The following is a 23,857-nucleotide window of genomic DNA, read 5'->3' as shown; positions in this document are numbered from 1 at the left end:
GTGGACATAAAAGATTAGCTATGTCCTACTTTAAAATTTGCAGCCTTTTTTTGATGCTTTTGCTGGCTTTTGGCAGTAAGGCACAATCCGATACTTTATCGATCACGATAGCTCAGGCAGATAAGGTCTTTTTAAGTACGAATTATCAATTGTTGGCCACCTCATTGAACATCGATGTTCAAAAGGCTCAAGTGCTACAAGCTTCTTTGTATCCTAATCCAGTTTTGACTGTGGACATGAATGCCATTGATCCAGAGAATAGTAAAATTTTCCATTTAGGAAATACGGGTCAGCAAAGTGTTCAGTTGGAGCAACTGATTTTGTTGGGCGGTAAAAGAAAAGCCCAAATAGATTTAGCGAAGACCAATGTGGAAATGGCAGAGTTAGCTTTTCAGGATTTGATTCGTCAATTAAAATTTGAACTTCATACAGGGCTTTATTTATTGAATCAACAACAAATTCTGATTGGGAAGTACACCAAACAAATGGCCATGGTGGACAATATTCTTAGCACCTATGAAATTCAGGCACATAAAGGGAATATCCCATTAAAAGATGTGGTTCGCTTAAAGGGGGTTTATTTAAATCTGAGCAATGAGAGAGCAGCCATTTTTGGAGATTATTTTCAGCAACTATCTAAAGTGCAGACATTGTTGCAAACCAAAAGTATGGTAGTTCCTAAAGTTTCTGACGCAGAAATTCAAAGTTTCATTCAACCTTTTGATGTTCAATTATTAATTGATCAAGCATTGGAGAATAGACCTGATTTATTGTTGGGAAAGAAGGATGCCGTTTTTGCTGAACAGTATTTTTCCCTTCAAAAGAAATTGGCTAAACCTGATATCACGTTGTTTTCTTCTTATGATCAACGAGGTGGAGCTTTTCTACGTCAAGTGAATGTAGGTGTTGCTATTCCTTTGATGTTTTGGAATAGGAATCAAGGAAATATCAAATCCGCAGAGACTCAGATTAAAGTGAAGCAATTGTTTGTAGATGGTCTTAAGAGCCAAGTTATTGCAGAGGTTCAAAGTACTTATTTGCAATACAAACAAACGGTTTCTGAATTTTTGAAAAACAATAAATTGTATGACGAAGATTTTGAGGTAACCTTAAAAGGTATGACGGAGAACTTCCAAAAGGGCAATGTTAGTTTGATTGAATTTGTGGACTTTTTTGAATCCTATAATAATGCCCTTTCGGAGATTTCCAGGATAAAAATTCAATTGGCAACTTCTGCAGAACAAATAAAATTAAGTACAGGTAAAGAACTATTCTAGATATGAAAAATGTAGTATTGATGGCTTTTGCAGCCACATTTCTGATGCTTTCTTGTAACAAGGAAAATACAGAATCGGATAAAGCAGTGGCATTTCGTTTAAGTGATACCATGATGGCCCGTTGTGAATTTTATTCAGCTGATTTACAAGAGGTTAAAAATGAGATTCGTTTGTTTGGTAAAATTCAGGCAGATAATAATAAACTCGCCCAGATCTATTCCATCGTAGGAGGGAACGTCATTAAGATTAATGCCGAATTAGGAGATTATGTAAAGAAAGGTCAAGTCTTGGCGGTTATTCGAAGTGGGGAAGTAGCCGGATATGAAAGAGATCGCTTGGATGCATTAGGCGATGTAGCTGTGGCAGAAAAAAACCTTCAAGTAGCTCGCGATTTATATAAAAGTAAATTATCCTCTGAAAAAGATGTAGTAGCTGCAGATCGGGAATTGGATCGTCAAAAAGCGGAGTTAGCCCGTATCAATGAAGTTTTTAGCATTTATAACTTGAAAAAAGGGTCCATTTACAATGTGACGGCTTCTATGAGCGGCTTTATTGTTCAAAAAGAAATAAGCCCCAACGAGCAGATTCGTCCAGACAAATCAGATGCTTTATTTTCTATTGCTGAAATCAATGAAGTGTGGGCAATGGCTAATGTCAATGAGAGTGATATCCCTAAAGTTCAAGTGGGCTATGAGGCAGATGTCAGAACATTGAGTTATCCAGATGAGGTATATCAAGGTAAAATTGATAAAATTTTCTCTGCCATTGATCCAGAAACAAAAGCTATGAAAGTGCGTGTTAGAATCCCGAACGCCAATTATAAATTGAAACCAGAGATGAATGCCATGGTGGATGTACGCTTTTCTGAGCATAGCCAAATGATTGCTGTACCATCATCTTCTGTCATATTTGATAAGAGTAAAAATTGGGTCATGATTTTTAAAGATCGTGCGAATATTGAAACTAGACAAGTGGAAGTATATCGTCAATTGGGAAATGTTACTTACATCCAGCACGGCTTGCAAAAGGGCGAAAAAGTGATTTCTAAGAATGGAATGCTCATTTATGATGCATTGAACGATTAATAAATTTCAAAAAAGAAATGCGGTTTAACAGCATCATTTTATTGGTTTTATTTACTGGAATACGCTTAATGGCTCAGTCGGATACTACGCAAAGGAAGATGAGTTTTCATTTTCAACAAACAGCGGTGTATCAGTATCATGGAGCTTTTGATGCGCTCTATTCTGGGGATAATAGTTTGATCAACAAAGAGGAGGGAGCTATGTCGCTGACATCGACGTTGTTTTTTGATGCGCCCTTGTGGAAAGGAGCCAATTTTACATTTAACCCTGAATTATCAGGAGGTAAAGGCCTTTCTCAAGCAAAAGGTTTGGGAGGTTTTACGAATGGGGAAACATTTAGAATTGGTAACCCAGAGCCAGTGGTTTATGTGGCACGCTTACTTTTGGAACAAAATTTTGAGCTTTCGCATCATCGAAATTTGAAATTGGTGATAGGTAAATATGGCTTGTCAGATTACTTTGATTTTAATGCGTATTCGCATGACCCTAGAGCCCATTTTATGAATTGGTCTCTGATGAATCAAGGAAGCTGGGACTATGCTGCCAATACACGTGGTTATACTTCTGGCTTATACATGGAGTATAAAACACCTCAAGCAGAAGTAAGAGGGTCTTTTTCTGCTGTACCAACTTCTGCTAATGGTCCAGACTTAGATTATAATTATGACAAGGCAAATGGGATTAATCTGGAATTGACCAAACCATTTCAGGTAAATGCATCTTGGTCTGGATTTTTTCGAGTACTCGCCTACCGGAATCAGGCGGCCATGGGAAACTATGATTTGGCCAATAGGGCTCAAGGAATACCCGATATTACATCCACTAGAAGTCCATACAGGACGAAATACGGTTATGGCTTAAATGCAGAGTTAAGCTATTCTGATGTATTGGGCTTATTTGCCCGTTATGGTTGGAGTGATGGTAAAAACGAAACTTGGGCCTTTACGGAAATTGATGAATCAATTTCGGTGGGTGTTCATTTTTGGGGAAAATCATGGAATAGAAAACAGGATTTTGCTGGAATTGCTTGGGTAACCAATGGACTATCATCTTCACATCAGAAATATCAACAGTTGGGAGGTAATGGTTTTATGATTGGTGATGGGAATCTTACTTATGGACAAGAATCTATTTTAGAAGCTTTTTATAGCTTTCAAGTTCCCGCTAGTCCATTTACACTTTCTCCAGATTTTCAATGGGTGATAAACCCAGGATATAATATTGATCGAGGACCACTGACAGTTTGGGGGCTTCGCGTACATACAGAATTTTAATTAATAAGCTTTATGAATAAGTTCATTAAAAATATATTAGCATTCTCTTTAAAGAATCGCTTTTTCACATTTTTCTGGGTGAGTCTTTTGACTCTAGGTGGAGTTATTTCTTATTTGAATATCCCCATTGAAGCATTTCCCGATGTGACGAATACGCAAATTGTGGTGGTGACTCAGTGGAATGGACGAAGTGCCGAAGAGGTTGAGCGATTTGTGACTACACCCATTGAAATTTCCATGAACAGTGTTCAAAGAAAGACCAATGTGAGAAGTATCACCATGTTTGGTTTGTCCGTAATCAAAATCATTTTTGAAGATGATGTGGATGATTTTTTTGCTAGACAGCAAGTCAACAACCTCTTGAGAACCATTAGTTTACCGGATGGGGTTGAGCCAGATGTTCAGCCACCCTATGGCCCTACTGGTGAGATTTTTCGATATACCTTAGATAGCAAAGAAAGAGATTCAAGAGAATTATTAACGATTCAAAATTGGACTATTGATCGGCAATTAAGAGCTGTGCCCGGTGTTGCGGATATTGTAGCTTTTGGAGGTCGGGAGAAGACGTATGAAATAGCTATCGATCCTGTCAAATTACAAAAATATGATTTGACGCCATTGCAGTTATTTAATGCCGTATCTAAATCCAACTTGAATGTAGGAGGAGATGTTATTGAAAAAAATGGTCAAGCATTTGTGGTTAGAGGTATAGGATTGGTTAAGACTTCCTCTGACATTGAAAATACGATTGTAGATAATAACAATGGTAATCCACTTCTAGTGAAAAATGTGGCCTCGGTGATAGAAAGTAATATGCCTCGAGTGGGTCAAGTAGGTTTAAATGATAACGATGATGTGGTAGAGGGAATCGTTGTCATGAGAAAAGGGGAGAATCCTTCGGAAGTATTGGCTCGATTAAAAACGAAAATTGATGAGTTGAATACGAGCATTTTGCCTTCAGATGTAAAAATGGTCACTTTTTATGATCGTGATAATTTAATGGCCTATTGCACCAAAACCGTGATGCATAATTTGTTGGAAGGTATCATTTTAGTGACCGTTATCGTCTTCATTTTTATGGCAGATTGGCGAACAACAGTCATCGTATCCATCATCATTCCTTTAGCACTATTGTTTGCCTTCTTTTGTCTAAAACTAAAAGGAATGAGTGCCAACCTTTTGTCCTTAGGAGCGGTCGATTTTGGTATTATCATTGATGGGGCGGTAGTGATGGTTGAGGGACTATTTGTTGCTTTAGATCATCGAGCGCAGAAAATAGGAATGCCCGCTTTTAATCGACTAGCTAAAATGAGTTTGATTAAAAAAACAGGAACGGAGTTAGGAAAGGCTATTTTCTTTTCTAAACTGATCATTATTTCTGCCTTATTGCCCATTTTTGCTTTCCAAAAAGTGGAAGGAAAAATGTTTTCCCCATTAGCATATACCTTAGGATTTGCCTTATTAGGAGCATTGATTTTCACATTGACTTTAGTACCCGTTTTAAGCTCGGTGTTGTTGAACAAAAATGTCAAAGAAAAGCATAATTTCTTTATTGATTTTATTAATCTACGTGTGGCTAATGCCTTTAATTGGACATTTTCGCACAAGAAAATCACATTACTTATTTCTGGTATATTGTTTGTCTGTTCCATTTTTTCAACAAAATGGTTAGGGTCAGAATTTTTGCCTCCTTTAAATGAAGGAGCTCTTTGGGTTACTGCCGAATTACCCATGAGTATGTCACTGCCGAATAGTTTGAATATGGCCAAAGTGATTAGGAAGGAATTAAAGAAATTTCCGGAGGTTAATGATATTTTGTCTCAAACAGGAAGAAGTAATGATGGAACAGATCCCAATGGTTATAACTTCTTGCAGTTTCAAGTAGATTTAAAGCCTAAAGAAGAATGGGGTCGGAAAATTACCGTGGATCAATTGGTCAATGAGATGGACTCTAAACTCAAAAATTACCAAGGGATTACCTACAATTATTCTCAACCAGTAATTGACAATGTGGCGGAGGCAGTGGCAGGTTTCAAAGCATCAAATGCGGTTAAAATTTATGGACCTGATTTGGATAAATTAGACGATATAGCCAACAATGTCATTAAAAATATCAAGAATGTTGATGGAGTAAAAGATGTTGGGATCATTCGAAATATTGGACAACCGCAATTCAATATTTTGCTGAATGAAGAAAAAATGGCCATTTACGGTGTTACAAAAGAGGATGCTCAAGCCGTTATTGAAATGTCCATTGGAGGTAAAACAGCATCAATTAAATACGAGGGAGAAAGAAAGTTTGATATTCGTATTCGACTAGCTAAAGAGTACCGTAAGGACGAGCGAGATATTATGAAATTGATGATTCCTACCATCAAAGGAACCAAGATTCCATTAAAAGAAATTGCAGAATTTGAAGAACTCACAGGGCCAGCTTTTATTTATCGAGATAATACAAAACGATTTATTGGAGTTAAGTTTTCCGTGCGTGATCGTGATTTGGGGAGTACAATAGCGGAGGCACAGAAAATAGTTAACGCATCTGTTACATTACCAGCTGGATACACCATTGGATGGGCGGGAGAATTTGAAAATCAAGTGCGTGCCACAACTCGATTAGGACAAGTTGTTCCTATCAGTTTGATTTTGATTTTTGTCTTGTTGTTTATCATGTTTGGTAATGCTAAAGATGCAGGCTATGTGTTGATTAATGTGCCTTTTGCAGTTATTGGTGGAATTTTTGCCCTGCATATTACAGGAATTAATTTTGGTATTTCGGCAGGTGTGGGCTTTATCGCATTGTTTGGTATTTGTATCCAAAATGGGGTAATTCTAATTTCAGAAATCAATCAACAAGCCAAGGAGCTTCCTGATTTAGCTTTAGCTATTCAGCAATCTGTCCGTGCACGTACTCGCCCAGTGGTGATGACCGCTTTGATGGCCGCGATAGGTTTATTGCCAGCGGCATTAAGTACGGGGATTGGATCAGAAAGTCAAAAACCTTTGGCAGTAGTTATCATCGGTGGTTTAGTTACAGCTACGCTTTTTATACTTTTGGTATTCCCATTGATTTATCATTCGGCTTTGAAAAAACGTCATTATGTAAGATCGGCGAAGTCGAACCGTTAATCGATTTGAGAGCAGACAAATAAGGTTTTTTATTTGGTGAAATTCGTTTACATTTATGCCAATTAAATAACCTATTTGAAAATGAAAAATAAGCGTAACGATGGCTTAAATCGGAGGGATTTTCTTTCGAAAGCCAGTTTGGCCTTTGGATCAATCATGATTGTTCCAAGGCATGTGCTAGGAGGTAAGCGTCCTGATGGAAGTTCATATCTTGCTCCTAGTGATGTACTTAATTTGGGATTTATTGGAACTGGTAAACAAGGACGAGGATTGTCAAACTCCTTTTTATCAACAGGTCAGGTAAGAATCAGTGCGATCAGTGAGGTTTACCAAGCAAAGGCTAATTTATTCTTGGACCGTGTCAAAGAAAATTATGCCAAGAACCCTTCTTGGGGGAGCTATGCTGCTATTCCCGTTTTCCAAGATTATCGCGAATTATTAGCTTCTAAAAATGTAGATGCTGTTGTTATTGCTACGCCAGATCATTGGCATGCAGCCATGGCCGTTAGAGCTGCAGAAGCAGGTAAAGATATATATTGTGAAAAACCGTTGTCATTAACGGTTAGGGAAGGTAGAGCTATGGTGAATGCCGCTCGCAAACATAAGCGTGTATTTCAAACCGGAAGTATGCAACGTTCTTGGCCCGAGTTTCGTCAGGCAGTAGAACTGATCCGTAATGGATATATTGGAGAAGTGAAATCCATTAAAGTCAATGTAGGTCCACCGCCAGAAGCGTATCAATTACCAGCTCAAGCTATTCCCGAAGGATTGGATTTTGAAAAATGGTTGGGACCCAATGAGGCGGTAGCATTTAATTCGGAATTAGCTCCACCCATTTCTCAAGATGTATTTCCTAATTGGAGAAAATACAAAGAATTTGGCGGAGGCGGCATGACGGATTGGGGGGCTCATATGTTTGATATTGTTCAATGGGCATTGGATATGGATCAATCAGGTCCAGTGAAAGTAAGTGCCCCACAAGGAAAAGATCAACCATATTTAACATATACCTATGCGAATGGAATAACCATGACCCATCAACCATGGGAATGGAATAGTGGTGTGGAATTTGTGGGAACAGAAGGAACATTACGGAGTGCAAGAAAGAAACTAGAAACTTCTAAACCAGAACTGAAAGATCGAGTTATTGGACCGAATGAAAAGCATGTGTATAAAAGCGAAAATCATTATATAGATTTCATTCAAGCTATTCGTAATAGAACCATGCCGATATGTGATGTGGAAGTTGGTCATAGGACAGCATCAGTATGTAATATTGGTAACATTGCATATGCGGTGAATAAATCATTGGAATGGAATCCGAAGACGGAAAAATTCAATGATGCCGAAGCAAACGCTTTATTAGGAAGAAAATTGAACAAAACTTGGGGTATAAAAATTTAACAGATGTTTATGAAAAAGATTGTATTGACCGTAATGATAGGCCTGTTGGCTTGTAACTTAGGATTCTCTCAAAAAGGAAAATGGGTAGAATTATTTGATGGTAAAACCTTAGATGGTTGGAAAGCCAGTGAAAGACCTGAATCCTTTCGTGTAGAAGATGGAAATTTAGTGGTAGAAGGACAGCGTGCTCATTTATACTATGATGGCGCATTTAATAACCATGATTTTAAAGATTTTGAGGTTCAAGCTCGTATTATGACATTCCCAGGAGCAAACTCAGGATTGTATGTACATACCGATTTTTTACCAGGAGATTGGCCAAAACAAGGTTATGAGATTCAGGTAAATAATTCCCACACGGATTGGAGAAGATCAGCTAGTTTGTACAATGTCGTGGATTGTGCCGAAGTGTACGTAAAGGATAACGAATGGTATGATATGTTGGTTACCGTTAAAGGAAACCGTATCGTGACTAAAATCAATGGAATCACGGTAGTGGATTATACTCAACCAGCTAGTCCTTTAAGAAATAAAGGTCAGGAATTGCGATTAATAAAAAATGGGACCATTGCTATACAAGCACATGATCCCAAATCTAAAGTAATGTATAAGTCGATTAAAGTTCGACTACTATAAATCAACTGCTTCACCGTAGGCCGCTTCTGTAGCACCTTTAAATGCTTCAGAAATGGTCGGGTGAGGATGTACTGACTTCATGATTTCATAAGCAGTACTTTCTAATTTACGCACGACTACCGCTTCGGCAATCATTTCAGTTACGTTGTAACCAATCATGTGAGCGCCAAGCAATTCGCCGTATTTAGCATCATAGATTACTTTGACAAAGCCATCGCGAGCACCAGCTGCGGTGGCTTTTCCTGAAGCTACGAATGGGAATTTTCCTACTTTGATATCGTAGCCAGCTTCCTTTGCTTTCTTTTCAGTCATACCTACTGAAGCAATTTCTGGAGTACAATAAGTACATCCTGGAATATTGGTATAGTCTAAGGCCTCGGTTTTATGACCAGCAATTTTTTCTACACAAATGATACCTTCTGCAGAAGCTACGTGAGCTAAAGCTGGACCAGGAGTAACATCACCAATGGCAAAATAGCCTGGCATATTGGTTTCATACCATGCATTCACAGGGATTTTACCTTTGTCAACGATGATACCCACTTCTTCTAAACCAATGTTTTCTAAGTTTGAAATAACACCGGCTGCGGATAGTACGATATCACATTCGATTTCCTGATTTCCTGTTGGGGTTTTGATGGAAACTTTACAACCTTTTCCTTTGGTATCAACTTTTTCTACACTTGAATTAGTTAAGATGTCGATGCCCATTTTCTTGTATTGTTTGGCCAATTCTTTGGATACATCCTCATCTTCTACAGGAACTACATTGGGAAGAAATTCTACAATGGTAACTTTCGTTCCCATGGCAGCATATACATAGGCAAATTCAACACCGATAGCTCCTGATCCGATAATCACCATAGAATCAGGTTTTTTGCTTAAGCTCATAGCTTTGCGGTATTCAATCACTTTTTCTCCATCAATGGGGATGTTAGGTAAGGCTCTAGCACGTGCCCCTGTGGCAATCATGATGTTTTTAGCTTCATAGATGCTTGATTTACCTTCGGCATCAGTTACCTCTACTTTCTTACCAGGCTTGATTTTTCCAAAACCCATGATTACATCGATTTTGTTCTTTTTCATCAAGAACTGAACGCCTTTACTCATGCTATCTGCAACTCCACGGGAGCGTTGAATAACTGCGTTAAAGTCCGCTTCAGCTCCTTTTACGGTAATTCCATAATCAGCAGCATGTTTGATGTATTCAAAAACCTGAGCTGATTTTAAAAGAGCTTTCGTTGGAATACAACCCCAGTTTAGACAGATTCCGCCTAGAGATTCTTTTTCCACGACTGCACATTTTAAGCCTAATTGAGAAGCTCGTATCGCGGCTACATACCCTCCCGGGCCTGATCCTACCACGATTAAATCGTATTGTTGCGCCATTGTATTGCTTGAATTAAATGAATTTGTCCGCAATTTAGCACAAAAGCGGGTATATTTGTAGCTTAATTACACATTTAGGTATGACAAAAGACAGGTTCAATGACCTGAAAGCCAGAATAGAGGCTTTAAGGAGGTATCTTTGACTACGATCACAAAAAATATTTGATTTCCGAATTGGAAACAGTGACTTTGGATCCCGAGTTTTGGAATAATCCAGAGAAAGCAGAAAGCACCATGCGCGAGATGCGTGGCTTGAAGTTTTGGACGGAAGGTTTCGATAAACTTAATTCCTCAATGGAAGATTTGGAAACCATTTGGGAATTCTATGAGTCAGGAGACGCCTCTGAGATAGAAGTAGATCAGGAGGGAGCAAAATTAGAAGAGAAGCTAGAAGCTTTGGAGTTTCGTAAAATGATGTCGGAAGAAGGCGATCAAATGAGCGCAGTCTTGGAGATTAATGCGGGAGCTGGCGGAACAGAGTCGCAAGACTGGGCAAGTATGCTGTTGCGTATGTATACGATGTGGGCCGAAAAAAATGGCTTTAAAGTTAGACTGGTAGATTCCAATGATGGAGATGTGGCTGGGTTGAAATCCGTGACTATCGAAATCGAAGGAGAGTTTGCCTATGGAAATTTAAGGTCCGAAAATGGCGTTCATCGTTTGGTTCGTATTTCACCATTTGATTCCAATGCTCGTCGACATACTTCATTTGCCTCCGTATATGTATATCCTCTTGCCGATGATTCGATTGAGATTGATGTGAATCCAGCTGATATTGATTGGGACACGTTTCGATCAGGTGGCGCAGGTGGGCAAAATGTCAATAAGGTGGAAACAGCAGTGCGTTTAACCCACAGGCCGTCTGGTATTATAATTGCTTGTCAGCAAGAAAGATCACAATTGCAAAATAAGGAAGTGGCATTGCGTTTATTGAAATCTAAATTATATCAAATTGAGATTGACAAGCGAAATGCGGCAAGGGCAGAGGTAGAAGCAGGAAAGAAAAAAATTGAATGGGGTTCCCAGATTCGCAGTTATGTATTGGATGATAGAAGGGTGAAAGATCATCGAACGAATCATCAAACGTCGAATACAGATGCTGTACTTGATGGGGAAATCAATGACTTTATTAAAGCGTATTTGATGGGGAATTAACGATCAGGGGTCGTGTATTTTGATCTGATTTTGTTTTGATTTGAATAGATTTGACAACTTTTCAAAAGTTGTCAAATCTTGTTGTCAAACCTACTTATTTCCTTTTATTTTTCTGATTTAACTTCTTGATTATTTTCTTCAAGCTGTTGAAGAAATTCAACTAGTTTATCTTTTGCTAATGATAGCGCTAAAGCGATGGCATACGATTTTATGGCCCCGCCAATGAATGAACCACCTTCCTTTGCCTCTGATTTAGGCTTTTTATCAGAACCCGAAACAAGTGTATAAAGCAAATAAGAGCCTAATAAAACTCCTCCAATCAATAAAGCTTGACTGCCTTTTTCTTTGATTTGCTGTTTGATTTCACCAACTTCTTCGGAAAGTTCTTTTTCGTATATTTCCGCTTGGGCGATTAGGTCTTCTTTCTTGCTTTTTGATCGGCTCATGATTCGATATCTTCTTCAGTTTCAAGGGAATTGCTTTCTTCTACTTCAACTTTTTTTTCCTGTTTTTTCAGATTACTTACCAAGATTAAACTAATAATAGCACTCATTCCTGCTACAATCAGGTAACCTAAATAGGTACTTTCTAAGTAGGCATTTAAAAAGTTTGCTAATGCCATCAGAGCAAAAAATAAAGTAATTAAGACGGCAAACGCAGTTAAGAAAAAGGTGAAAATTCGAGTCAATAGTTCTTCGATTCGTTCTTGGATGTCTAGCTTCACCAATTCGAACTGAGTCTTGAGGTAATTACTCAAGAGATCGACTAACCTATTGTTATCGAATAAGCCCATTTATTTTTGTTTAAGTTTTGCCTCAATAGAATGTTGTGTATGAGGTACTAAACGCAATCTCTCTTTAGAAATTAATTTGCCACTTTCTACGCAAACACCGTAGGTGCCATTTTTAATTCGCATAAGTGCTTTTTCTAAGTTTCCAGCAAATTTTTGCTGACGAACTGCCAATTGATTCATGTTCTCCTTTTCTGCAGTATCTGCACCATCTTCCATTACTTTGGAATTGCCTGCAGTATCATCTGTTCCAGGATCATTTTTCTTACTTAACGTTTCTCTTAAATACGTTAATTCGGCTTTTGTTTCTTCTAGTTTCTTAAGAATGATATCTTCAAATTCTTTTAATTCTTCTGCTGAATACCTTTGCTTTTCTTCGTTTCCCATGTTCTAAATAATGCTTAATCTGAATGTTGAATAAATATTTTGCTCTTGCAAGTATTTGTTAATCAATGATTTAGTTTCGATTCTAATAATGGTAGCACAAATATAAATTTATCTATTCGAAATAGATAATTATTACACAAAATTGAATTTAAATTTTTATGACCTAAGATTTTGTTTCCAATGGTGTAGTCCTTTGATAGCCAGAAAGATAAACAGTACATATAGCAAACTAGTTCCCCATAAAGCTTTCTGAATATACATGATCACGTAGACGATATCCACCATAATCCAAAGTATCCAATTCTCTATTTTTTTATGAATGGCTAACCAAGTTCCAAAAATACTTAGTCCGGTTAAGGTTGCATCGACATAAGCAAAGGATACCAGATGCGTTAATCGAGTATGAAGGTATCCAGCGATTAATCCATAAGCTAGTGAGCATGTGATTCCCAAGATGAGGGATAACCGAGTGCTTTTTTCAGCCTTCCAATTTTTCTCTTCTTTTCTCCATTGATAGAAGCCATAAATTCCCATGGCAATGAAAAAGCCTTGTAATTCCATGTCGGAATACAGGCCATGTTGATAAAATAATATACCAAATAATAGGGATGCTAAGATGTTCCAGATCCAAGCAGCCAAATGCTGTTGAATGGAAAAATAAACCCCCAATAAAGAACAAATGATCCCACTAAACTCCCAAATGTTTTCTTTAATCCATGAAACAATCATGCTTTGAGCTTATTTTTCTCAAAGTAAGCACAAAAATGACTAATCTGACAAGTGGAACATTGGGGATTTCGAGCCAAACAGATATATCGACCGTGTAAGATTAACCAATGATGCGCCCGAGCGATCACCTCATTAGGTAAATTTTTGACCAATAGTTGTTCTACTTTTAGTGGAGTTGTAGCTGTTTGAGGAACTAAACCTAATCTTCTTGATACGCGATAGACATGAGTATCTACTGCCATAGCCGGTTGATTGTAAATAACAGAAGCGATAACATTGGCAGTTTTTCTTCCAACACCAGGGAGAGTTTGTAAATCATCTAAGGATTCAGGAACCTCACCATGAAAGTTATCCATCAATTTTTGACCTAGACCTAATAAATGCTTGGCTTTGTTATTGGGATATGAGACGGATCGAATGTAGCTAAATATTTCATCTACACTAGATTCCGCTAAGTCTTTGGGACTTGGATAGCGTCTGAAAAGAGCAGGGGTAACTTGATTGATCCTTTTGTCAGTACATTGAGCCGACAAAACCACAGCCACCAATAATTCATATGGATTGCTATAATGCAATTCCGTTTCGGCTTCTGGAAAAGAGCTGGAAAAATGATCTACAAATGCTTGAAATCGTTCTTTTCTTTGCATGAAAAAGGATTTCTACAAAGGTAAGAAAAATTTCAAGCCAGCATGCCCATCCATTAGGATTGAATGGGCATCTGATGCTTTGAGTAGGCTAATATGGCCTCAATCGTTCTACTAGGCGGTTCTAGTAGGGCATTGTCTAATGACAATTTGACCTTTTGGAGGGAAGCCAATTCCGATTGGTCTTCCAAGCTTAAAACGGTTGAAAACCCTTGTTCGGGTTCATACAAGTTTTTGACTAGGTCATTTGGGGTAAAGCTTTGCGTCATAGGCATTCTCTTGTTTTTCTAGCATTTTTCTTAGGTTGATCAATGCATATCGCATTCTACCTAAGGCCGTATTGATGCTAACTTGAGTTTGTGCCGCTATTTCTTGGAAACTTAATTCTTCGTAATGACGCATCACAAGGACCTCTCGTTGTTCATCAGGCAGTTTTTTAATTAATTCTCTGATATTAACGATTTGATCCTCTTTTAATTGTATCTCCTCCGCAGAATCTTCTGCAAATTCAAAACTGTTGAATACTTTTGATCCATCTTCCAAGACAATAGTAGGATATCGCTTGTCTCTTCTGAAATAATCAATGGCCAAATTATGGGCTATTCTAACAACCCAAGGCAGAAATTTTCCCTCTTCATTGTAGCGACCCGACTTCAATACGTCGATAGCTTTAATATAAGTTTCTTGTAAAAGATCTTCAGCTATATAGCGATCCTTGACAATTAAATAAAGAGTTGTGTAAACTTTGGATTTGCTTCTTTTAACCAACGTTTCAAACGCTTGGTCGTCACCTTGGATGTACGCTGATACCAACGCTGCATCGTTAACTTGATTTTTGATCATAAAAATTCAAAATTGTTAACGTAGAGTTTTATCTCATGCAGGGTCTCCTATTGTTTGGTTGGCGAATTGATTTCGGTTCAAAAGTAAATAAAACTTTTATAAATCAAAATGCTTATTCATAATTGATATAAAATTTTTAATATTTTTTTTTGTCATTTCAAGCTTGAAAGAGTTATGCAAGCATCATTTTTTTATTAGATTTGTCAAACAAACCAAAATTAACACCCAATGAAAAAATTTAGAAATATTGCCATTGGACTATCATTGGCATTTTTTGCTTTTACGGCTAATGCGCAGACAGCTGTAACAGATTATGCTGGTAATTATAAATTACAAGATAATCCTTACGTGAAGTCAGTTAAATTGACTCCCAAAGATGGAAAATTAGTGATGTCTGCAGAGGGTTTCCCAGATACAGAACTAGCTGCTGGTAAGAAAGCAGATGAATTTATCATGGAAAGTATGGGCGCAACCATCACTTTTGAACGAGTAAACGGTCAAGTGAGTGTGATTAAAATTGATGCTCAAGGACAAGTTTTAGCGGGTCAAAAGGAAGCTGCCAAGTCAGCTACAGATGAATATGCTGGGTCATTTAAAATGGCAGAGAATGAATATGTAAAGAAAATTTTAATTGCCACTAAAGAAGGCAAGCTTTTCTTAACTTCTGATGCTGGTAGTGCTGAGCCAGCTGAATTAAAGCCATCTAAAGATGCTGATGTTTACACAGCAACTATTCAAGGATACGATGCAGATATTATTTTCTCTAGAACAGATGGAAAAGTAGCTGCAATTAAATTGTCTGTAGCTGGTGGTGCTGTAGTTTTGACAGGCCAAAGAGATTAACAGAAACGTATTATTCGTTAAAAGGGGCAATCGAAAGATTGCCCCTTTTTTATTATCTAATTTCTGATAAATTATTCAATAGGTTGTTTGAATTAATGTGTTGATAATGAATTATTTGTTTTTATTTTTTTTGAGAAGTTGATGCGCAGCAATTTTATTTCTTGATTTATCGCAAGATGATTTGTTTTAAATATCCCCAATTTTGCATTACAAGGAACAGGAAATCAGCAAAGGCTGATTAGCTGATGATTAGCTAGGTGTTCTTTCGAATGCCTAACCGCTTTTAATCTAGAATGATGAATTTTTTGGGTTCAATCATTTTGTTGGATGTTTTTGTTGTTTAAGGGACGCTTTAAATAACAGAAATATCCTAAATCAATTGCCTTTTATACAGCTGAATGGTGTTTTCTAATCCATAATATAATGCGTCACATATCAAGGCATGCCCAATTGATACTTCATCCAACGGTTGAACATTCGCATTAAAAAAAGCTAAATTTTCCAAACTTAAATCATGACCTGCATTAACTCCTAGGCCTATTTGATGAGCACGAAAAGCTGCTTTTCGATAGGCGGCAACCGAATGAGTAGGGTCATTAGGGAATTCTTCTGCAAAAGGTTCCGTATATAATTCAATTCGATCAGCACCAGTAGATTTAGCTGCCTCTACCATTTCTAAGATCGGATCTACAAATATGGATGTTCGAATACCAGCCGCTTTGAAAGTGGCAATTAATCGAATCAATAAATCTTGATGTTTTATCGTATCCCAGCCATGGTTGGATGTAATTTGACCTAGTGCATCGGGTACTAAGGTAACTTGTTCAGGCTTTACATCTAATACTAATTCCACAAACTTCTCTTCCAATGGGTTACCTTCAATATTGAATTCCGTTTGGATAACTTTCTTTAAGGCATAAACATCAGAATATCGAATGTGCCTTTCATCGGGTCTAGGATGCACGGTAATTCCTTCTGCTCCAAATCGTTCGCAGTCTAAAGCTACTTGAATCAAATCTGGATTATTTCCCCCACGAGAATTTCTAAGGGTAGCTATTTTATTAATATTTACGCTGAGTCTTGTCATATCATAAAAAAGGCCGGATAAACCGGCCGTTTTTTTAAATTAATTGATGCTTGGCCAAATATTCCGCAATCTGTACGGCATTGGTAGCAGCCCCTTTTCTTAAATTGTCGGCTACAATCCACAGATTTAAGGTATTAGGCTGAGTTTCATCTCGACGAATACGCCCTACAAATACCTCATCTTTTCCATGAGCCGTGATAGGCATTGGATATAAGAAGTTCTTTGGATCATCTTGAACAATCACTCCCTCTTCTTGAGCCAATAAATTTCTTACTTCTTCTAAATCAAAATCATTTTCGAATTCAATATTAACTGCTTCCGAGTGACCACCAATCGTAGGGATACGTACTGTTGTAGCCGTAACCTGAATGGAATCATCCATCATGATTTTTTTGGTCTCATTGACCATTTTCATCTCTTCTTTGGTGTAGCCATTATCCAAAAACACATCAATATGTGGCAACACGTTTAAGTCTATTTTATGTGGATAAACTTTGTCATATTCTGTTTTACCAGCACGCTCATTGAATAATTGGTCCACTGCAGCTTTACCAGTACCAGTAACAGATTGGTAAGTTGATACCACCACACGTTTAATTTTATATTTTTTGTGCAATGGATTCATAACCACCACCATTTGTATGGTGGAGCAATTAGGATTGGCAATAATTTTGTCTTCTGGAGTCAATGTAGAGGCATTGATTTCCGGAACAACTAATTTCTTGGTGGGATCCATTCTCCAAGCAGAAGAATTATCTACCACAGTAATACCAGCTTCAGCAAATTTAGGAGCGATAGCTAGGGATGTTCCTCCTCCTGCAGAGAAAATTGCTACATTCGGTTTCATGGCAATAGCCGTGTCATAACCTACTACATCATACTCTTTGCCTTTAAAACTAACTTTTTTACCAATTGAGCGTTCCGAAGCTACGGGAATTAATTCGCTAACTGGGAAATTTCTTTCCGCTAATACTTTCAAGATTTCGCCGCCAACTAAACCTGTGGCGCCCACTACTGCAACTTTCATTGTATAATCGTTAAAATTGATAATTCCATGCCAGTCCCAAAGAAGCTCCAGAGCTCCCATGGGAATTGATTTGCAAACTGATTTTACTATCTGTTTGCGCTAATTCATTGTAGCGTTTCAAAGCTTTTTTGAAATGCTTAATACTCACCGTACCTAAGTATAAATTCAATACGGCAGCACTTCCTACAACTGTCCAATAAAAGCCATCAGATACCTGTCCTTTACTCAAAAAAGTATAAACAGAAAATCCCGTGGTAAAAGCCGAAATGATTTCTGCACTTTTTTTCTGACGTTTATAAGTCAAAAATTCATAGCTTACTTCCGAATCTTTTGCTTCCAATAATGGAATCTGTAAGGCCAATGGGCTTTCTATAATTTGCCTTTTGTAGGAGAACTTTTTACTCCAACCTCCTTCAATCTGCTCAATGGGGTATAATTTAGTTTTAACTTCTTCTTGGCCCAATAAACGTAGGGACATGAAGCATATGGAAACCAACATTAATAGCCTGATTTTCACAGAAAAATGTTTAAGGAAACGCAAAATTAGGGCTTATATCTTGAACTAGAAAGGATTTTTTGGACTAATTCAATGAAAGGTATAAAGTCCTTCTGAACTGATTATAACATCCAAGGGAATATCAAATGCATGAAGGTCATCAATCTGCTTAACTGGACTCTCTAAGCTCAGTCCAATTTTTAAACAAGCTGGCTGGCATTTTGATAAGAAACGATCATAAAAACCCTTACCAAAACCTACTCGATGGCCTTGTAAATCAAATCCAATCAATGGGACAAGTACGACATGGATTTCCGCAGGTTCTATTTTTTCTGAAGTATCTGGATCGGGTTCTTGAATGCCCCAATTTGAAGTAATCCAAGAGGTTTTCTCATTCACTATATAGGCCGACATCTTCCCTTCACCCTCGACTCTAGGGAAAGCCAATTGAAATTTAAAAGGAGGAAGAAGTAGGGTGTCATGGATGGTTTTTGTATCCACTTCTCTCTTACTTAGAATGGATTGAAAACTGAGCACCAAGGCGCCTTTTGGAAGGTTACTAAGGTAGGTATATAAGTTATCTTGCATGAGGGAATTACGTAGATCCCATTCTTCCTTTGTCCAGGTTTTACGAAGGGCAAGATGCTTATTTCTTATTTCACTCTTTTTCATAGTTCGAAGATGAATCAAATTAGGATTTTAATGGCGTAAAATCAAAAGAAATTAATCCGTTGAACTAAATAGGATTAATTGACTTGAGATGAAGATGATATTACGATTTCAGCCCAAATTTTACTATTTTTGCCTCAATTTTGCCTAGCATATACTATTAAATCCCCTTTATACGTGAAATTCAAGGAATACAAAAATTTAGATTACGCGCAAGTTGCCGATGAAATTTTAAATTTCTGGAATCAAGAACAGATTTTTGAGAAATCGATTTCCACACGTGCTGGTCATCCGAGCTTTACTTTTTACGAAGGTCCGCCTTCAGCAAATGGTACTCCTGGGATTCACCATGTCATGGCGCGCGCCATCAAAGATATTTTTTGTCGATACCAAACACTTAAAGGGAAACAAGTAAAACGCAAAGGAGGCTGGGATACGCATGGTTTGCCGGTGGAATTGCAAGTAGAGAAAGAGTTGGGCATTACCAAAGAAGATATAGGTAAGAAAATCAGTGTAGAAGAATACAACCAAAAGTGCCGTGAAACGGTCATGAAATTCACGGGACAATGGAATGATTTGACTGAAAAGATGGGATATTGGGTTGATTTAGAAAACCCTTATGTAACCTATCAAACACCTTATATTGAGAGTGTCTGGAATTTATTGAAGCGCCTTTACGACAAAGGATTGTTATATAAAGGATATACGATTCAGCCTTATTCGCCTGCTGCAGGTACAGGTTTGTCTTCTCATGAATTGAATCAACCTGGTTGCTACCGTGATGTGAAAGACACTTCTTTAACGGCTCAGTTTAAGGCCATTAAAAACGAAAAATCTCAATTTTTGTTTGAATTGAGTCAAGGGAATCCTGTCTATTTATTGGCATGGACTACTACTCCTTGGACTTTGCCATCCAACTCAGCCTTAACAGCAGGGAAAGGAATTACTTATGTTGTAGTTAAGACATTTAATCCATATACATTTCTTCCTGTACATGTAGTACTGGCTAAGGATTTAGTAAAGAACTATTTTACTGCCACCGCAGAAAATGGAGATTTTGATGCTTATGTAGTTGCTGATAAAAAACCTCAAGCCATTCCTTATCAAATTGTAGGAGAATGTAAAGGTTCGGATTTGGAAGGAATTGAATACGAACAATTAATGCCCTATGTGCAACCTGCTACACCGGCATTTCGAGTTATATTAGGAGATTTCGTAACAACCGAAGATGGAACAGGAATTGTACATACGGCTCCAACTTTTGGAGCGGATGACTTCCGAGTAGCCCAGCAAAATGGCATTCCTGCCATCATGGTCCTTGATGCCAATGGTAAAGAAGTACCTTTGGTCAATCGTCAGGGTCAATTTGTTCAAGAAGTGAGTGATTATGCATTGGAGCCTGTAAAGGAAGCTTACTTGTCAGATGATGAGAAGGAACAGGCAAGAATCAAACAAGGAAGAGATAAGTATTTGTCGGTGGATGAGCGCATTGCCATTCAGTTGAAAACGGAAAATAAGGCATTTAATGTACAGAAATTTGACCACCCTTATCCACATTGCTGGAGAACGGATAAGCCTGTGCTATATTATCCATTAGATTCTTGGTTTATCAAAACTACGGCTGTAAAAGATAAATTGATTGCGTTGAATCAAACCATTCAATGGAAACCTGAATCTACAGGAACAGGTCGCTTTGGTAATTGGTTAGAGAACTTGGTGGATTGGAATTTATCTCGTTCGCGCTATTGGGGGACACCTTTGCCGATTTGGAGAACAGAAGATGGTTCTGAAGAGATATGTATTGGTTCTTTGGAGCAATTGACATCTGAATTGGAAAAGGCTTTAGCTTCAGGAAAATTAACAGCCGAACAAGCTAAAGGGAATCAAGATTTTTTAACTGCCATACAGGCTGGTACGGCTGACCTTCATCGCCCATTTGTGGATCAAGTATATTTATTAAGTGCTTCAGGGGCTGTATTATCACGTGAATTGGATTTGATTGATGTGTGGTTTGATTCAGGAGCCATGCCTTTTGCTCAATGGCATTATCCATTTGAGAATCAAGAAGTATTTAAGGAATCTTACCCCGCTGACTTTATTTCCGAGGGGGTGGATCAAACTCGTGGTTGGTTTTTCACCTTACATGCTATATCCAGCATGGTGGAAGAATCTGTGGCCTTTAAAAATGTTGTTTCTACCGGTTTAGTCTTGGATAAAAATGGGAATAAAATGTCCAAGCGATTGGGCAATGCCATTGACCCATTTGAAACCTTGAAAAAGTATGGAGCTGATCCAACACGTTGGTATATGATTACCAATGCTCAACCTTGGGATAACTTGAAATTTGATCTAGCAGGTATTACTGAGGTGAGAAATAAGTTTTTTGGCACCTTAACTAATACGTATAATTTCTTTGCTTTATACGCTAATTTAGACGGTTTTGACCCTAAGGAAAATCCACTAGAGGATGCTAATTTAACAGAATTAGATCGTTGGGTATTGTCAAAATTAATGCATTTGATTCAGGAAGTAGATGATGCCTATGCCACGTATGAACCTACGAAGGCTGGACGCGCTATTCAAGATTTTGTGTGTGACCATTTGTCGAACTGGTACGTTCGTTTATCAAGAAGAAGATTCTGGAATCCAGAGTCAACGGAGAAAGGAATAAACCCTGATAAACAAGCCGCTTACCAAACATTATACACTTGCTTAGAAACAGTGGCCCAATTGATGTCACCCATTGCGCCATTTTACGGAGATTGGCTATTTAAGAACTTAAGTAATAAGGAATCAGTACATTTAACTGATTTTGTCCAAGTGAATCCTGCTTGGGTAAATCCAGATTTGGAAGCCTCGATGGACTTAGCCCAACGTATTTGTTCTTTAGTTCACTCCATTCGTAAAGTACATAAATTAAAAGTACGTCAGCCTTTGGTACAGGTATTGGTACCTGTTTTACAAGAGCAGGTTCGTGACCAAATTCGACGTGTGGAAGATTTGATTAAATCAGAAGTCAATGTGAAGCAAGTCAATTATTTGGACGATGCTGCTGGAGTATTGAGTAAAAAAGTAAAACCTAATTTCAAGGCATTGGGCCCTAAATTTGGTAAAGATATGAAGGCGGTAGCCGAGGCGATTAGTTCCATGACTGCAGAAGATCTGCAAGCATTGGAAGCCCAAGGAACAATTTTGCTAGGAAGTTTCTCCATCGAATTGGCCGATGTAGAGATTTTAACGGAGGATATGCCAGGCTATTTAACGGCTAGTGAATCTGGACTAACCATTGCTCTGGATAGTCAATTGAGTCCTTCATTAGTAAGAGAGGGTATGGCTCGTGAATTTGTCAATCGAATTCAAAATCTTAGAAAGGATTCTGGATTTGATGTGGTAGATAAAATTAATATCGATGTGTTGAAGGGGGATGTTGCTTGGGAAGAAAGTATTCAAGAATTTGGTGCTTATATCTGTCAGGAAGTTCAGGCATTGAGCATCAATTGGAAAGATTCAATAGATCAAGCATCCGACATTTCCATGGATGATACAACTTTATCGGTCAAGGTGACGGTTCATAAATAAGAAGCTATGGTATTCAATTCCTTGCAGTTTTTAGTCTTCTTTGGAATTATAACCAGTGCTTATTTTTTATTACATCCTAAGTTTCGTTGGTTTCTTCTTTTAGTAGCCTCCTGTTACTTTTACATGGCTTTTGTGCCCATGTATTTGGGAATTCTGGGCTTCACCATCATCATCGATTATTTTGCCGGAATATACCTAGAACGCTTTCAGGGTGTTCAGAAAAAGCTATTCTTAGCGTTAAGTTTGGCGGCCAATATTGGAGTTTTGGCAATTTTCAAATACTATCATTTCATTGATCAAAATATTGTTTGGTTATCTGAGCAATTGGGGACGCACGTGCAGCTTCCTGTTTTGGAAATGATTCTGCCCATAGGTTTGTCGTTTCATACCTTTCAAGCCATGAGCTATACGATAGAGGTATATCGTGGACATCAGAAAGCGGAGAGGAATTTTGGGATTTACAGCTTATATGTGATGTTTTACCCGCAATTAGTGGCAGGTCCAATTGAACGCCCTCAAAATCTGTTGCACCAATTTTATGAAGTACATAGCTGGGATTGGAATCGAGTAAAATCAGGGCTATTGCAAATGGCTGCAGGTATTTTCAAGAAAGTAGTGATAGCTGATCGTTTAGCTTTATTAGTAGACCCTACTTATGAGCACCTCCAGGATCAATCGAGTGGAACATTAGCTTTAGCAGCTGTTTTTTATTCTTTTCAAATTTACTGTGACTTTTCAGGATATTCGGATGTGGCTATCGGTGCGGCGCGTGTTATGGGTTTTAAACTAATGGATAATTTTAACGCTCCATATTTTGCTAAATCCTTGCCTGAATTTTGGCGCCGCTGGCATATCTCGCTTTCTACTTGGTTTAAAGATTATGTATATTTTACCTTAGGGGGAAACCGTGTTTCTGTTCCAAAATGGTATTTCAATATCATGGTTGTATTTGTGTTATCGGGGATATGGCATGGTGCAAGTTGGAATTTTGTGATTTGGGGAGCATTACACGGTATTTTTCAAGTCATAGGTTTAAGTATCAACCGAGTATTTCCAAGTTTGGCCTCAGAGGCGCAAAAGCAGGCTTGGGTACAGTGGTTATATCGTTTATTGACATTCATCTTGGTGACTTTTGCTTGGGTCTTTTTTAGGCTGAAGCATTTTACGGAGGTAGAACAGTTTTTCCAAACCTTAATTCATGGCAGCGGGAATAGTTTAGCAATCGCCATGAACATGAATGAAATCATATTGTCTTTGGTATTAATTATCTCTTTAAGTTGGTGGGAGTATCGACAAAGGATTTTAAAACTAGCCAGTGCGGCCACATTTGTATGGCAGTTTAGTTTTTTATTGATAGCGATTTATTTTTTAGGAGTATTTAGTTTGAAACAATTTATCTACTTCCAGTTTTAAT

At 37.9% G+C, this 23,857-nt stretch carries 22 protein-coding genes; 10 read left to right on the top strand and 12 right to left on the bottom strand.

The annotated features are described in order from the left end of the window. Nucleotides 1-20: 20 nt before the first annotated feature. The 6 genes from EWU22_RS12705 (at nt 21) to EWU22_RS12680 (ending at nt 8,805) form a co-directional block, all read left to right on the top strand. The gene (locus tag EWU22_RS12705; protein ID WP_130925843.1) at nt 21-1,277 is read left to right on the top strand and encodes a TolC family protein; all 1,257 of its coding nucleotides are present in this window, start codon (nt 21-23) and stop codon (nt 1,275-1,277) included. 2 nt (nt 1,278-1,279) lie between these two features. Continuing rightward, nucleotides 1,280-2,362: an efflux RND transporter periplasmic adaptor subunit gene (locus EWU22_RS12700; RefSeq protein WP_109323985.1), complete on the top strand. Its 1,083-nt coding sequence runs from the start codon at nt 1,280-1,282 to the stop codon at nt 2,360-2,362. Between the two features lie 17 nt (nt 2,363-2,379). Beyond that, entirely contained in the window at nt 2,380-3,636 is a 1,257-nt protein-coding gene (locus EWU22_RS12695; protein WP_231962901.1) for a carbohydrate porin, read from the top strand. 12 nt (nt 3,637-3,648) lie between these two features. After that, on the top strand, nt 3,649-6,765 hold the full coding sequence (locus EWU22_RS12690) for an efflux RND transporter permease subunit (RefSeq protein ID WP_130925842.1): 3,117 nt from the start codon (nt 3,649-3,651) through the stop codon (nt 6,763-6,765). An 81-nt stretch (nt 6,766-6,846) separates the two neighbouring features. Beyond that, entirely contained in the window at nt 6,847-8,169 is a 1,323-nt protein-coding gene (locus EWU22_RS12685) for a Gfo/Idh/MocA family protein (protein ID WP_109323982.1), read from the top strand. Nucleotides 8,170-8,178: 9 nt separating this feature from the next. Beyond that, on the top strand, nt 8,179-8,805 hold the full coding sequence (locus tag EWU22_RS12680; RefSeq protein ID WP_109325415.1) for a 3-keto-disaccharide hydrolase: 627 nt from the start codon (nt 8,179-8,181) through the stop codon (nt 8,803-8,805). Here EWU22_RS12680 and lpdA read toward each other — a convergent pair. Then, complete coding sequence (gene lpdA, locus EWU22_RS12675; protein WP_109323976.1) at nt 8,800-10,194, bottom strand: dihydrolipoyl dehydrogenase; 1,395 nt, start codon at nt 10,192-10,194, stop codon at nt 8,800-8,802. The two genes, EWU22_RS12680 and lpdA, sit on opposite strands and share 6 nt — an antisense overlap. Nucleotides 10,195-10,274: 80 nt before the next feature. Here lpdA and prfB point away from each other — a divergent pair. After that, nucleotides 10,275-11,349 (top strand): peptide chain release factor 2 gene (gene prfB / locus EWU22_RS12670; RefSeq protein WP_130925841.1). Its coding sequence is split into 2 segments (ribosomal slippage): nt 10,275-10,334 and nt 10,336-11,349, totalling 1,074 coding nucleotides; the frame shifts between segments, so codons are not numbered across the junction. A gap of 104 nt (nt 11,350-11,453) precedes the next feature. Here the strand turns inward: prfB and EWU22_RS12665 are convergent. The 7 genes from EWU22_RS12665 to EWU22_RS12635 form a co-directional block, all read right to left on the bottom strand. Further along, nucleotides 11,454-11,795, bottom strand: a complete 342-nt coding sequence (locus EWU22_RS12665; RefSeq protein WP_109323974.1) for a hypothetical protein — start codon at nt 11,793-11,795, stop codon at nt 11,454-11,456. Further along, nucleotides 11,792-12,142: a phage holin family protein gene (locus EWU22_RS12660; protein WP_130925840.1), complete on the bottom strand. Its 351-nt coding sequence runs from the start codon at nt 12,140-12,142 to the stop codon at nt 11,792-11,794. The genes EWU22_RS12665 and EWU22_RS12660 overlap by 4 nt, the downstream gene beginning before the upstream one ends. After that, nucleotides 12,143-12,526 (bottom strand): TraR/DksA family transcriptional regulator, encoded by a 384-nt coding sequence (locus EWU22_RS12655; protein ID WP_109323970.1) that lies wholly within the window; start codon nt 12,524-12,526, stop codon nt 12,143-12,145. A 156-nt stretch (nt 12,527-12,682) separates the two neighbouring features. Further along, the gene (gene pnuC, locus EWU22_RS12650) at nt 12,683-13,255 is read right to left on the bottom strand and encodes a nicotinamide riboside transporter PnuC (RefSeq protein ID WP_130925839.1); all 573 of its coding nucleotides are present in this window, start codon (nt 13,253-13,255) and stop codon (nt 12,683-12,685) included. After that, complete coding sequence (gene nth / locus EWU22_RS12645; protein ID WP_130925838.1) at nt 13,252-13,902, bottom strand: endonuclease III; 651 nt, start codon at nt 13,900-13,902, stop codon at nt 13,252-13,254. The genes pnuC and nth overlap by 4 nt, the downstream gene beginning before the upstream one ends. 53 nt (nt 13,903-13,955) lie before the next feature. Next, complete coding sequence (locus tag EWU22_RS12640; protein ID WP_130925837.1) at nt 13,956-14,168, bottom strand: hypothetical protein; 213 nt, start codon at nt 14,166-14,168, stop codon at nt 13,956-13,958. Then, nucleotides 14,143-14,742 carry an RNA polymerase sigma factor gene (locus tag EWU22_RS12635; protein WP_109323966.1) on the bottom strand — a complete coding sequence of 200 codons (600 nt, stop codon included), beginning with the start codon at nt 14,740-14,742 and terminating at the stop codon, nt 14,143-14,145. The genes EWU22_RS12640 and EWU22_RS12635 overlap by 26 nt, the downstream gene beginning before the upstream one ends. A gap of 228 nt (nt 14,743-14,970) precedes the next feature. On the opposite strand from EWU22_RS12635, the gene EWU22_RS12630 reads away from it, so the two are divergent. After that, nucleotides 14,971-15,585, top strand: a complete 615-nt coding sequence (locus EWU22_RS12630; protein ID WP_130925836.1) for a hypothetical protein — start codon at nt 14,971-14,973, stop codon at nt 15,583-15,585. A 370-nt stretch (nt 15,586-15,955) separates the two neighbouring features. Here the strand turns inward: EWU22_RS12630 and EWU22_RS12625 are convergent, their stop codons facing one another. From EWU22_RS12625 to EWU22_RS12610, 4 genes are all read right to left on the bottom strand, one after another. Then, on the bottom strand, nt 15,956-16,672 hold the full coding sequence (locus EWU22_RS12625; protein WP_130925835.1) for a pyridoxine 5'-phosphate synthase: 717 nt from the start codon (nt 16,670-16,672) through the stop codon (nt 15,956-15,958). Between the two features lie 34 nt (nt 16,673-16,706). Then, the gene (locus EWU22_RS12620; protein WP_109323963.1) at nt 16,707-17,699 is read right to left on the bottom strand and encodes an aspartate-semialdehyde dehydrogenase; all 993 of its coding nucleotides are present in this window, start codon (nt 17,697-17,699) and stop codon (nt 16,707-16,709) included. A gap of 10 nt (nt 17,700-17,709) precedes the next feature. Beyond that, nucleotides 17,710-18,177, bottom strand: coding sequence for a hypothetical protein (locus EWU22_RS12615; RefSeq protein ID WP_130925834.1), 468 nt, complete (start codon nt 18,175-18,177; stop codon nt 17,710-17,712). A gap of 108 nt (nt 18,178-18,285) precedes the next feature. Next, complete coding sequence (locus EWU22_RS12610; RefSeq protein ID WP_130925833.1) at nt 18,286-18,867, bottom strand: 5-formyltetrahydrofolate cyclo-ligase; 582 nt, start codon at nt 18,865-18,867, stop codon at nt 18,286-18,288. 174 nt (nt 18,868-19,041) lie between these two features. On the opposite strand from EWU22_RS12610, the gene ileS reads away from it, so the two are divergent. Both ileS and EWU22_RS12600 read left to right on the top strand, forming a co-directional pair. Beyond that, a complete protein-coding gene (ileS, locus tag EWU22_RS12605) occupies nt 19,042-22,443 on the top strand; it encodes an isoleucine--tRNA ligase (protein WP_130925832.1) in 3,402 nt (1,133 codons plus the stop codon). Nucleotides 22,444-22,449: 6 nt separating this feature from the next. Beyond that, complete coding sequence (locus tag EWU22_RS12600; protein WP_130925831.1) at nt 22,450-23,856, top strand: MBOAT family O-acyltransferase; 1,407 nt, start codon at nt 22,450-22,452, stop codon at nt 23,854-23,856. Nucleotide 23,857: the final 1 nt, after the last annotated feature.

This window comes from Aquirufa nivalisilvae, from assembly GCF_004307455.1.
Classification (GTDB): Bacteria; Bacteroidota; Bacteroidia; order Cytophagales; family Spirosomataceae; genus Aquirufa; species Aquirufa nivalisilvae.
Note: the sequence above shows the minus strand (reverse complement) of the source record. Positions and strands in the feature narration are given on the sequence as shown.

What these genes read in the sequence shown, in the direction of transcription:
- EWU22_RS12625 (WP_130925835.1), bottom strand. Translation starts at nt 16,672, where the DNA reads ATGACAAGACTCAGCGTAAATATTAATAAAATAGCTACCCTTAGAAAT.
- EWU22_RS12630 (WP_130925836.1), top strand. Translation starts at nt 14,971, where the DNA reads ATGAAAAAATTTAGAAATATTGCCATTGGACTATCATTGGCATTTTTT.
- EWU22_RS12705 (WP_130925843.1), top strand. Translation starts at nt 21, where the DNA reads ATGTCCTACTTTAAAATTTGCAGCCTTTTTTTGATGCTTTTGCTGGCT.
- EWU22_RS12620 (WP_109323963.1), bottom strand. Translation starts at nt 17,699, where the DNA reads ATGAAAGTTGCAGTAGTGGGCGCCACAGGTTTAGTTGGCGGCGAAATC.
- EWU22_RS12665 (WP_109323974.1), bottom strand. Translation starts at nt 11,795, where the DNA reads ATGAGCCGATCAAAAAGCAAGAAAGAAGACCTAATCGCCCAAGCGGAA.
- EWU22_RS12615 (WP_130925834.1), bottom strand. Translation starts at nt 18,177, where the DNA reads ATGTCCCTACGTTTATTGGGCCAAGAAGAAGTTAAAACTAAATTATAC.
- EWU22_RS12700 (WP_109323985.1), top strand. Translation starts at nt 1,280, where the DNA reads ATGAAAAATGTAGTATTGATGGCTTTTGCAGCCACATTTCTGATGCTT.
- EWU22_RS12695 (WP_231962901.1), top strand. Translation starts at nt 2,380, where the DNA reads ATGCGGTTTAACAGCATCATTTTATTGGTTTTATTTACTGGAATACGC.
- EWU22_RS12655 (WP_109323970.1), bottom strand. Translation starts at nt 12,526, where the DNA reads ATGGGAAACGAAGAAAAGCAAAGGTATTCAGCAGAAGAATTAAAAGAA.
- EWU22_RS12635 (WP_109323966.1), bottom strand. Translation starts at nt 14,742, where the DNA reads ATGATCAAAAATCAAGTTAACGATGCAGCGTTGGTATCAGCGTACATC.
- pnuC (WP_130925839.1), bottom strand. Translation starts at nt 13,255, where the DNA reads ATGATTGTTTCATGGATTAAAGAAAACATTTGGGAGTTTAGTGGGATC.
- EWU22_RS12685 (WP_109323982.1), top strand. Translation starts at nt 6,847, where the DNA reads ATGAAAAATAAGCGTAACGATGGCTTAAATCGGAGGGATTTTCTTTCG.
- EWU22_RS12640 (WP_130925837.1), bottom strand. Translation starts at nt 14,168, where the DNA reads ATGACGCAAAGCTTTACCCCAAATGACCTAGTCAAAAACTTGTATGAA.
- EWU22_RS12610 (WP_130925833.1), bottom strand. Translation starts at nt 18,867, where the DNA reads ATGAAAAAGAGTGAAATAAGAAATAAGCATCTTGCCCTTCGTAAAACC.
- EWU22_RS12680 (WP_109325415.1), top strand. Translation starts at nt 8,179, where the DNA reads ATGAAAAAGATTGTATTGACCGTAATGATAGGCCTGTTGGCTTGTAAC.
- nth (WP_130925838.1), bottom strand. Translation starts at nt 13,902, where the DNA reads ATGCAAAGAAAAGAACGATTTCAAGCATTTGTAGATCATTTTTCCAGC.
- EWU22_RS12600 (WP_130925831.1), top strand. Translation starts at nt 22,450, where the DNA reads ATGGTATTCAATTCCTTGCAGTTTTTAGTCTTCTTTGGAATTATAACC.
- EWU22_RS12690 (WP_130925842.1), top strand. Translation starts at nt 3,649, where the DNA reads ATGAATAAGTTCATTAAAAATATATTAGCATTCTCTTTAAAGAATCGC.
- EWU22_RS12660 (WP_130925840.1), bottom strand. Translation starts at nt 12,142, where the DNA reads ATGGGCTTATTCGATAACAATAGGTTAGTCGATCTCTTGAGTAATTAC.
- lpdA (WP_109323976.1), bottom strand. Translation starts at nt 10,194, where the DNA reads ATGGCGCAACAATACGATTTAATCGTGGTAGGATCAGGCCCGGGAGGG.